10 protein-coding genes, 1 tRNA gene and 1 pseudogene are annotated in these 10,111 nt (G+C 46.5%); 8 read left to right on the top strand and 4 right to left on the bottom strand.

Going from position 1 to position 10,111, the window contains the following annotated elements:
- Positions 1–141 (top strand): chromatin protein Cren7 (locus B7L70_RS10515; protein WP_081228054.1); only part of this gene is annotated, 141 nt, incomplete at its 5' end.
- Positions 142–622: 481 nt separating this feature from the next.
- A pseudogene (locus B7L70_RS10505) lies at positions 623–2,008 on the top strand (MFS transporter).
- A 367-nt stretch (positions 2,009–2,375) separates the two neighbouring features.
- Here the strand turns inward: B7L70_RS10505 and B7L70_RS10500 are convergent.
- Positions 2,376–3,050, bottom strand: a complete 675-nt coding sequence (locus tag B7L70_RS10500; RefSeq protein ID WP_081228048.1) for a hypothetical protein — start codon at positions 3,048–3,050, stop codon at positions 2,376–2,378.
- A gap of 138 nt (positions 3,051–3,188) precedes the next feature.
- On the opposite strand from B7L70_RS10500, the gene B7L70_RS10495 reads away from it, so the two are divergent.
- From B7L70_RS10495 to B7L70_RS10475, 5 genes are all read left to right on the top strand, one after another.
- A complete protein-coding gene (locus tag B7L70_RS10495) occupies positions 3,189–3,494 on the top strand; it encodes a hypothetical protein (RefSeq protein WP_081228045.1) in 306 nt (101 codons plus the stop codon).
- Positions 3,491–3,817, top strand: a complete 327-nt coding sequence (locus B7L70_RS10490) for a hypothetical protein (protein ID WP_081228042.1) — start codon at positions 3,491–3,493, stop codon at positions 3,815–3,817. The genes B7L70_RS10495 and B7L70_RS10490 overlap by 4 nt, the downstream gene beginning before the upstream one ends.
- 82 nt (positions 3,818–3,899) lie before the next feature.
- The gene (locus B7L70_RS10485) at positions 3,900–4,901 is read left to right on the top strand and encodes a hypothetical protein (RefSeq protein WP_143701629.1); all 1,002 of its coding nucleotides are present in this window, start codon (positions 3,900–3,902) and stop codon (positions 4,899–4,901) included.
- 267 nt (positions 4,902–5,168) lie between these two features.
- Positions 5,169–5,525: a hypothetical protein gene (locus tag B7L70_RS10480; protein WP_101940282.1), complete on the top strand. Its 357-nt coding sequence runs from the start codon at positions 5,169–5,171 to the stop codon at positions 5,523–5,525.
- A 63-nt stretch (positions 5,526–5,588) separates the two neighbouring features.
- A complete protein-coding gene (locus B7L70_RS10475) occupies positions 5,589–6,023 on the top strand; it encodes a hypothetical protein (protein ID WP_081228034.1) in 435 nt (144 codons plus the stop codon).
- Positions 6,024–6,114: 91 nt separating this feature from the next.
- On the opposite strand, the gene B7L70_RS10470 is transcribed toward B7L70_RS10475, so the two are convergent.
- Positions 6,115–7,803: a hypothetical protein gene (locus B7L70_RS10470; protein ID WP_143701628.1), complete on the bottom strand. Its 1,689-nt coding sequence runs from the start codon at positions 7,801–7,803 to the stop codon at positions 6,115–6,117.
- Positions 7,804–7,964: 161 nt separating this feature from the next.
- Here B7L70_RS10470 and B7L70_RS10465 point away from each other — a divergent pair, with 161 nt between their 5' ends.
- On the top strand, positions 7,965–8,579 hold the full coding sequence (locus tag B7L70_RS10465) for a hypothetical protein (RefSeq protein ID WP_143701627.1): 615 nt from the start codon (positions 7,965–7,967) through the stop codon (positions 8,577–8,579).
- Positions 8,580–8,594: 15 nt separating this feature from the next.
- Here B7L70_RS10465 and B7L70_RS10460 read toward each other — a convergent pair whose 3' ends face one another.
- Both B7L70_RS10460 and B7L70_RS10455 read right to left on the bottom strand, forming a co-directional pair.
- Positions 8,595–9,881 carry a site-specific integrase gene (locus B7L70_RS10460; protein WP_143701626.1) on the bottom strand — a complete coding sequence of 429 codons (1,287 nt, stop codon included), beginning with the start codon at positions 9,879–9,881 and terminating at the stop codon, positions 8,595–8,597.
- A 103-nt stretch (positions 9,882–9,984) separates the two neighbouring features.
- Positions 9,985–10,061, bottom strand: a tRNA-Arg gene (locus B7L70_RS10455).
- Positions 10,062–10,111: the final 50 nt, after the last annotated feature.

Genomic DNA, 10,111 nt, shown 5'->3' with positions numbered 1-10,111 from the left:
AAGTTGAAGCCTACGAAGGTTTGGAAGGTGCAGCCTAAGGGTAGGAAGGGTTTTGTGATGGCGTTGTTCAAGACGCCAGATGGTAAGACTGTTAGGAAGGTAATAGCGAAGGTAGACGAACAAGGAAACATAATAACCTAAACAAAACAAAAAACAAACTAAAAATCAAAATTAAAAACAATCCCTTTATTTTTATTTCAGCACCCTTAGGCAAAATAAAGTATTAATACTAACATCGTCACTACCTCATTAGTAACTATGAATTGTTGGCTTAGTATAACCAGGGACTGTGCAGAACCCTGCCGTTGCTCAAGTCAGCATCCATTAATGCTAAGTTTAAATCCTGGAATAGAGAGTGGGGACATTATAATAATTGCAGAGGAGACAGGTGTGCCATGTTGTATAGCCGTGGTGCATGGTATTAATAGCCCTAGTGAAAACAGGGTTTATGTATATCTAAGTGATTGTAAAGATCCCAATATCCTCAGCGAGAGTTCGAGAACCATGGTTGTAAGAATTGCAAAATCCACCAATCTCGTAGAATCAATAATAAATATTGATTTGAAACTATGTAGATAAAAATATAATACTTAAAAAGAAGGGGTCGAAATATTTGTTTACTATGAGGAAGGAGCAGGGTCGTGTACTTAGGAGAAGCAATATTAGATGGCTTGTGGTTGGTTTATTGTTCCTCGCGATAACGTTCAACTATGCAGATAGGGAGATCTGGGTACTGACGGAACCTGCATTTTCAGTGTCATTTGGATGGTCAAGACCAGGTGCTCCCTTATCACATCTTGCATTGGCTAATATAGGTCTGATATTATTTATATGGTCTTTATCCTATGCAATCTTTAACTTTCCTGGTGGGTGGATTACTGATAAATTGGGTATTAGAAAGGCAATGGCTGTATTCTTTGGATTGTGGTCCACATTTACGGCATTTACGGCAGCTGCGTTCAACTTCTTATCAATGGCTATAGTGAGAGGCCTAATGGGCGCTTCTGAGGGTCCCGTGTGACCCATAAACTCAAAAGCTAGTAGGAATTGGGCTAGTGTGAAGGATCCTTCAAAGGCATTTACGTGGGCCGGGTCTGGCCAGGCCATAGGGCCAATAATAGGCTTAGCAGGTGGTGCAGCCCTTTATTCACTATTAGGTTGGAGAGGGGTATTCATATTCTTTGGTGTCTTAGGTGTAATACTTGCTGTTGTGTGGTATTTCGTGGTTAGGGATAATCCGGAAAAGCATCCATGGGTTAATGAGGCAGAACTTAAATATATTCAGGAAGGTAAGGTTTTACCTACAGAACCTGTTTTAAACTCGGGCGATGCTTGGAAAATAGCATTACGTATTGTGTTCACAACCCAGGCAGGCATCGGCGTTCTCTTAACATTCATCTCCTTTGGATACATACTCTACACATTCCTGTACTGGCTACCTCCATTAATGTATGGTGCCTTTGTCCACTCTGTCACAAAATCCGGTTATTACTCAGCAGCAATTGATACGGCACTTTTCGTGGGCTTCGTAGCATCGGGGCCATTTAATGATTGGTTAGTTGCACGCTTTGGTAAGGTTATGGGTAGGAGACTTGGTTCTATCGTACCAATGGCATTGATGATCGTTTTTGTTGGTTTATCGTACTTCACAGGTACGGCTCATGAATTATTACCAACAGCGTTATTATTAGCAACGGCTGCGGGACTTATGAATCTTACGGTTGGTTCATACGCAGTTAATGGTTTTGATATAGCACCGCCAGGAACAACAGCAACAGTGTATGGCATATACAACGGTATACTAAATCTAATGGGTGCGTTCAACTCGATAATAGTGAGTTACCTATTCATTAAGTATGGACTATTCATCGGATTCACAAGCGCCGTATTCTTTATGGCATTATTTCTGGCAGGATACTTAATATTCATAAGAGAGAGTACATGGAAAAGGGCTGTTGAGTACGGCTATAAACTAGTCAATGAGGCCGTAAATAGAGACCATAAATAATTTACTTCAACGGTAATAGTATTTATATTAAAATCAAATAGAATTTTTCAAGAATTTAGCGGCCCCGGTGGGATTCGAACCCACGACCTACGGCTCCGAAGGCCACAAATACGTAACAAGCACGACAGGTGCTTAACACGAAGAGACCGTAACAAATGCTCCCCACGCCTCATACTCACGTTCAACAACATGCACTTATTGATACAGCGTTACAGCAGGTAATTTTTAATTTTTCGTTAACTTTTACATTCAATTATTCAACCAAATCATCGTTTTGGTTTATATATCAAACCAAAAAACCACGTTCTTGAAAAATTGAAATTTTTTGTTTTTTGTTTTCAATTTTTCAAAAAATCACGCCGAGCTCTCACCATCGTATTGTGCCACACGCCTTGGTTATGAGTTTTAAGTAGAAATTTAAATCAATTGGAATTTTACCTCCTGAAGGTAACGGTGCTTTAAAAAGTGACACAATGCCACCTTTGATGGTATCCATCACTAATTTATAATACATGGGATTAAGGTCTCTAATTTCTATCCCCAGTAATGCCTTAGCAGTCACAAAATTCATAAAATATATGTGTAACCGTTCCATTTCCTTAGCTAAATTATCTGTATTTGAAGGCGCTTGTGCCGCCTGGTTTTTTAACCATAGCATTGTAAACGCAAACCATAACCTATTCAAGCCTAAATTAATCCTAAGGAGTTTTAATAAGCAAGGAATATTACCGACGGGTATGTCGTTGGTGACATTTAATAAGCCAAAGTAAAGGCCCGTGCTAACGACACCCTCCATTGTCGGTACATACCTGGTTCTGCGACCCACGGGCACGCCTATGACGAAGCCGTTGTCCAATGCCGCGTCCCTACCTTCGTACTGCCCGCCCGTGCTCCTCAGGGCGTGAATATCCCTCATGCAATCTTCAACATCGCTTATTGGGACGGGTTTACCTAATTCTGAGTAAAGCCTAATCACGCAGTCCACGAACGGGAACATGTACTTGCTGTACCTAATGAATCCACCTTCCTTCCCTGCACCCATTACTACAGAGCTTGCGCCCTATTTTATAAAATCTTCTCCTTAGAAATTTTCTCATACTCATCTTTTTCACGAGAAGGTTCTCGTTAAATATAGCGGTTAATACAGATTTAAGAACGGGAACTATGTACCCTAGTCGGTATGGGGCAACTAGTAGTAATTAAAATCCCGGTTAGGGTACGTATTTGGAAATCGAAGCAAAACTACATAGCAATCATCAGAGACAAGCCCACGATAGATGCATTAACGCCATACATTAACAAGAAAGTAACCCTCGAGATGGCTGGTATGGCAATAAACGCGAGACTCGTGAAGCTGGTACAGAAAGGAACGTACTACGTCGGCGTGTTTTTACCAAGGAAGCTCACCCCAACCTGGGAGAGACTTCGTGAAAAAGATGAGGAACTGAATGCTATAATAACAATAACAGAGGGTGGTGAACCATGAGCGTGCCCTTCAGCTTCACAACTAAGGCTAGGGTTAAGGGTATGCTTAGGCCTGGGCAAACGAGCGATGGGCGTGCGGTGCTGAGGTTGAGCGTGTCGATTAATGATGACGACTACGTCTTAAATGTCGTGGGTAGACAGGGCCAGGGTGTTGAGGGGTTGATGAATGAGTTGGTGAGGTTGAAACTGCTTGTTAAGGACGGTAATGATTGGTTCATCGAAATACCAACGTGGTCAATAGCGAAGGCTAAGAATGGCACTATCTGGGTTCACTTTGATGATTACGAGCGTCTCAAGGGCTCGAGGATGATGGCGTCGGCATAGACGTGAACCAACACGCCCCGCTTTAAAACCACCCCGCACCGCGGGTGGGGCGTCCTACCCGCGGGCGGAGAGGGCGATCCCCATGGAGGGTTATAGCGACTTTAGCCAGGAGCTTAAAAACCAAACCCAGGACGTCAATACATTGGTATCTGAGTTCCTGAAAGAGGTGAGTAAGCGATCCTCTGCTCAGAGCTTCGAGGTTGAGGATGACGGTATTTACAGGGGCGACAAAATGGTCATGCCTGTCGTTGTCGAGGACGTGCAGGTAATCGATGATGTAGACGGCATTAGGTACATTGTTAGGCTCAGGTCAACCGTGCCGTCCATAGAGCTAACCTGCGAGGGCGACCTTGACGAAGTCTATGAGTGCGTTAAGAGGCAGGTGCCCGTGTTAAACAGCCACATCGCCAGGAACGCATTGATGCACGCAATCTACACCTGGCTCGATAAGCACGGGGCAAGGCAGACGGAGCAAACCACGGCGATGGATAAGTTCCTTAAATTAATTAATGAAATACTGGCAGTCGCCCAACTCACATACTCAAGGCTCAAGAAGTCAACCCAGGAAACCCCATTCAAGCCTGAGGAGCTTTACGACAGAATCGCCGAGAACCCGTTGGTACTCGAGGCAATACAGAAGGTCGCCTACGGAGCCAGGGTAACCACAGACAAACTGCTCTGCATACCCATCGAGACCTTGAGGAACAAGGGCATAAACGTCGAGGAACTAGAGGCAATGAGCATTTCATATCAGGAACTCATAGAGGTAATAAAGACCCAGGAATTCAAGACAGCCCTAGAACTACTCGGCCTGGATTTACAGGAAAACCAGGCCGAACTCACGATACAGAAACTAACCAATGCACTCAGTAAATTAAGCACCAAGGACCTAGAACCCATAATCAACAACCAGGACAACATCGCCAAGGCAATCAAGGCACTGAAGAGCCTGGCACCCATCAAACAACGAATAAGAACACCACAAGGCAGGACACCCTGGGCACTATGCCTAAAACCACCAACTACCGAAACAACAGAAGACACAGAAAACACACAACCCCAAGGCGACATCAATGCAAAATAAACACCAATTGATAAAGAGAAAGAGACACGCCACAGTGCCGACTACGTTGCACAACACGTTGCACAAGCACATGCAAACTAATGCATTAGTTTTCACGTGTTGGTGCAACATTGGGTGCACCGTGTTTGGCACTGGGTGGTTGAAATGCGTGTTCTGTTTCTCGTTGTTTTTCTTGTGCCGTAGGCACGGCTCGTGCTTTCTCGTGGGTATTGAGTCAAGTCACCGCTTGACTTGGTTCTCAATAACCGTTTGCTGGTGGTGCCCATGGTGGTGAGGGTTCCGGGTGAGGTTGTTGCTGAGTTGGGTAGGGCCTTGGGTGTTGGTAACGGCGTGGTCGAGGGCTTCGTGGTTTGGTTGCTTAATGCCTATTTGGTTAGGTACCCGAGTGTTGGTTTGGTTAGGCTCGTGATTGATGTGTTGAGGAGTGGCGATGCTAGGGTTGTGAGGTTCAGGCGTGCCCTGGGCATCAACTCAAGCATTGATGTAGTGGTGAACATAAATGACCCACTCTTCGCCAGGTTACTTACCGCGGTAAGGATCACCATCAAGGCCCTAGTCAAAGTTGGCGTTATTGAGTATGTCGAGGAACTGGGCGTGGTGAACCTTGTGGGGATTAGTAACTAAGGTTGTTTACATGTTTCACCGTGGTGTAAACAGGTTTTTAATGGGTGTGGTTTACATGTTTCTGTGGGTTGGAAATTTGTTAGGGTGCATGATAAGGAGTATGAGGAGTTGAGGAGGTTGAAGGAGGAGAGGGGCTTATCATCGTTCAGCGACGTAATCGCCGAATTGCTGAGGTGTAAACAGGTAGAAAAGGCACAGGTTGAAAGCGTTGAAAACAACGGTGTTGAAAAGCCTGGGCAGCAAAAAGGCGCACTGGTTATACTCAGTGATTACGCGCTTGATTGGCTTGATGGAATCAGGAGACACCTCACGAATGCACTCAATAATGAGTTTAGGTTTGGTGCCGTGGACTTCACCCTCAGCGACGTACTCGATATCATTGGATACGCGATGGCGGTGGACAAGGACACAAAGTATCAAGTTAATGGTTTAATAATTAAGGCGATCATAAACGCGATAAGGAAAACCGCGAGGTCGGGAATGTTAAACGTACAATGACACCACGCCCTCCACCGGGGGTTAGCGATTATGTTTAACGGGTTTTTATTTGTGGTTTTGATGGTTTGCTTCGTTGTGCCTAACCCATGCCCTACCTCCTCAACCTTAAAATCACAACTATTAATACTGCCAACACAGCCACGAGTAGTGCTATCACGGTTATTAGCATAATGAAGCCCATGTTTGGTGTGTAGTGCTCACTCACTGGTATAACCAGAGTCCTCGTTATTACCTGCCCAGCCTGCGAGCTCGTTAGTGTCACTGTTGTTGCTGCCATGCCGTTGCTTGAGCCTGTTATTGTGCAGGTTATCGAGCCACTACTCGGTATTGGGACTACGACCGTCTGCTGACCAACACCGCTGGCTATTGGTATGCCGGAGCACGTGATGTTCACAACGGCACTCACTAGGGCCCCACCGCTTGGGTTCACCGGCGTTACCACAAGCTCTGCCGAGGGTACCGTTATTGTTATCGGCTCAGCACTCGTTAGGGTGTAGCTGTACGTGTAATCAAGCAGTATACCCCTCCATGACTGGACTGTCACGTTGATTGTGACCGGTTGGCCCGGGCTTGGTGTTGGTATAGTTAACTCAACGGAACCGCCTGGACCAGTCACGGCACTCACCGTGGTCACCAACTCACCATTCACATAGGCTGAGTACTGAACAGCAACACCGGTGGCTGGAGTTGATGAGAAGTAGACGGTGAGTGGTATAGTGGTTGTTGGCGGTACCGCCTGCCCGAACACAGCCTCAATTGTTGTTGGCCCGTTTATGGTCAGTGTGATTGGGTTCGCACTAATTGATGAGCCATTAACAAGCCACTGACTAAACACATAACCACTACCCGGGGCAGCAGTAAACGTGACCTCGGAACCAACAGGCACGTTGATAGTCGTTGTCGTCGGACCCGTGTAGGTGCCCGAGGCGTTGCCCGAGACCACAACCGAACCTCCCGAATCAACAATCAACGTTATTGTTGTGTATGGGCATGGTACATTGAGCGTTGTTGTGTATTGACTCTGTGAGCCTCCTGGGGTTGACTCCGTCGCGACAATTGTGTATGTTCCACAGACCAGTGGTTGTATTGGTCCGAAGTCAACCCTCAGTGTTGTGCAGGAAGCCCACTGGCTCGGTAGCTGGACATACTTATAGACCTGGTAAACAACGGTGCTCCCATAATAGATGGTGAGCGTGACGTAATTCTCGGTGCTTGGTGAGTCTATGTAGACTGAGAATTCATAACCAGGCACGTTGGTTACACCGCTGTTCTTAGCTATCGTTACATTGCTTATCTTCGGAGGGATAGCGGCTAAGGTGCAGTATTGACCAAGCCCGTAGATGTCCACTGACTGGATCCAAACGGAACCACCGGTTGGGTAGTAGTAGAGTGGTATTCCAACGTGGTCGTAACTACTCGGCAATTGGCACTGGCTTATGGATAGGTTGAAAGGCCCAGGGCTTGCATAGACCTCACTGGACCAGCACTCACCAACCCATGCACCGTTTAGCGACGTCAGTAGCCCAATGACGTAGTTACTGGGCTTAAATGCGTATGCATAGACGTTAACGTTTGCGTAGGTTGTGCATGGGCAGTTTAGGCATGCAGGGCAGTACTCACTTAGGCTAATGACATACGTCGTAGTCTCGGCAGGCGGTGGTTCAACATAGTTCGTGTTCACATACGGCGTAGAAACCTCACCATGAAGAATAAAGGCGATGGATAAGGCTAGTGCAAAAGCCAAGACCAGGAGTGTGCGTGCACGAGTTAGGCTCAACATCAAAGTAAGTAATCATTGGGTAACTAAAGCATTGCGCATTAATAAGTTCTCGATAGGCTCTCAGCAACACTTAAAGTATTTTTATTTTTTACATCTCTGTGGCGCAATTGTGTGGACCACCCTGTGAAATATGCAATAAGGATAATCTTTGCAGTGAGTGCATGAATAAGGTTGAGTGCTCTGACAATGTTTGGAAGGTTTATGAGAGGTTGGTTGAGGATTGGAGGCGTTATGATGCCATACTTTGGCAATTACCGTTCGGTACGATGACCGCTGTAGGTGTTATCTTGACGCTTGCGTTTCACTACATACCGAGTAGTGAGTACGGAGTTAGGGTAGCCCTATTCATTGCGCTCGCCGGGTTCACCTTCGTTATGATGCACGTATCATACAAGGTGAGGCACTTCCAAATAGAGAGGGCAGCATGCATAGAGGCAATAGAGTGCAAGTGCGCAAAATTCACAATACCCTACAACACAAAAGGCGCAGATAAACTCGTGCTCTGTAAAGAAATAAAAAACTATGAGCGTGGGGTTTACGAAATGAGGTCATACCACCTCGTATACGCCATGTACGTAGGTATGATATACATGCTCCTCCTATTCGCATTCATCGAATTACCTCATGTAGGCCTCATATATGCGGCAATTTATGCTTGTTGCACAACAACAGTTTTAATACTTATTATAATTAGTATTGAGTGGCTACAACGCTGGTTACAACCACATTTACGAAGAATACGATTACATTGGCGAAGGAGAGGAGAGAGGGGATGAAGACGGAAAGGGAAATTAATCACAACAAACCCTAGGCGCGTACTTCAGGTACCAACCCCTAAGCTCTTCGTGCCTAGGACTCCAATAATGCTCAACTAAAACCCTAAACTCACTGGGTGGCGCCCTACCCTGCAGGGTGTTGACTATGGACTCGGGCACGCCCTGGCTTATCATGTGGGTTGCGAAGAACTTACGCAACTCATACAACTCAAACTCACGCCCAAGCACCTGCCTGGCAGTGTCCTTAATCTCACGCCTTAGGCGCGATTGGTCGAAGGGTATCAGCTTTCGTTTTGCTTTCTCAATGACTTCTTGGGTAAACAGGTTGCTCGACTCCCACAGCTTTGCCATCCTCACGATCCACGCCTCCCTGTGCGGGAGGTAGTTGGTCTTAACCCACTCCAGGAACTCTGGCCTCAAAAACGCAACGAAGGCACGCTTAGTCTCCGTGACCTTACCAATCCTGAGCATGCCATGCTCAAGGTCCAAGTCATCAATGCTCAGGAGGAATGGCTCACCTGGTCTCAACCCAGTCTCTGCCAGGAGTGCGAAGTAGAACCTGGTCTCTATTGTTGGTAGTTGTTGCCAGATTTGGCGTAGCTGGTCAATGGTGGGTAGCTTAATGCGGTTGTTGCTCTTTGCCTTGTACGTCTTGAATGCGTGGTAGAGCAAGCCGAATAGGAATGGGTCTCTGGGTTCAAGTATTGTCTTGAGTAGGGACTTTAGGGCTGTGGTTAGGTGGTGTAGTACATGTTCTTCGCCCTCCTCAGCCAACCCGGATAGGTACTCCCTAATGCCGTCGGGCGTTAGGTTCCAGTTGAGTTCTGCGAGCATTTCCCTGAGGTAGTGGGTGTAATCCCTCAAGGTCTTCTCGGTAACCCCCTCAAGCCTCTTCGCCTTGATAAACTCCTCAATGTCCTGCTCAGTAACCACCCACTTATTACCCATAGCCCTAACGTAATCACCAAGATACCTGTCCAGGTAAGACAGGAGTAGGTCCCTGTACTCTGGGTCAGCCCTAGCCCTGGCAACAACCCTAACTAAATCGCTAATGCTTGCTGGCTCAAGCTCGGGTATTTGACCAAGGAGCTTGGCAAGCTCCTCATTACTGAGGAACTTAAGGGCACGGCAAAGCAGGTCCTCAGTAACACGCCTCTTACCGCTCCTAATCATGCTGATTAGGTTGAGGGTCACGCCAAGGTCACGGGCCTTGACACCTTTCTTCTCCATGACGTAGTTGATAATCCTGACACGCTCCTCATTGCCTATCTTCTCGATGTTAATGAGCTCGCAATCAACCATGGGCTTCACCTGCTGTACTCATTGCCACAGCAGGGTATTTAAACCTTCTGTAACAGGAAACACATCGATATGTAACACGGTATGGAAAGATAGAACGCAGAACTGGCGGCCCCGGTGGGATTTGAACCCACGACCTACGGCTCCGAAGGCCGCCGCTCTTCCTGGCTGAGCTACGGGGCCGTATTATTAGAGCTTTAGTGTTATTTTTGCTTTTGCTTAGGGTATTACCT

This window comes from Vulcanisaeta sp. EB80, assembly GCF_002078205.2.
Note: the sequence above shows the minus strand (reverse complement) of the source record. Positions and strands in the feature narration are given on the sequence as shown.

Coding starts and splice junctions, on each gene's coding strand:
- B7L70_RS10495 (WP_081228045.1), top strand. CDS start 3,189: ATGGGGCAACTAGTAGTAATTAAAATCCCGGTTAGGGTACGTATTTGG.
- B7L70_RS10470 (WP_143701628.1), bottom strand. CDS start 7,803: ATGTTGAGCCTAACTCGTGCACGCACACTCCTGGTCTTGGCTTTTGCA.
- B7L70_RS10500 (WP_081228048.1), bottom strand. CDS start 3,050: ATGGGTGCAGGGAAGGAAGGTGGATTCATTAGGTACAGCAAGTACATG.
- B7L70_RS10490 (WP_081228042.1), top strand. CDS start 3,491: ATGAGCGTGCCCTTCAGCTTCACAACTAAGGCTAGGGTTAAGGGTATG.
- B7L70_RS10485 (WP_143701629.1), top strand. CDS start 3,900: ATGGAGGGTTATAGCGACTTTAGCCAGGAGCTTAAAAACCAAACCCAG.
- B7L70_RS10460 (WP_143701626.1), bottom strand. CDS start 9,881: ATGGTTGATTGCGAGCTCATTAACATCGAGAAGATAGGCAATGAGGAG.
- B7L70_RS10465 (WP_143701627.1), top strand. CDS start 7,965: ATGAATAAGGTTGAGTGCTCTGACAATGTTTGGAAGGTTTATGAGAGG.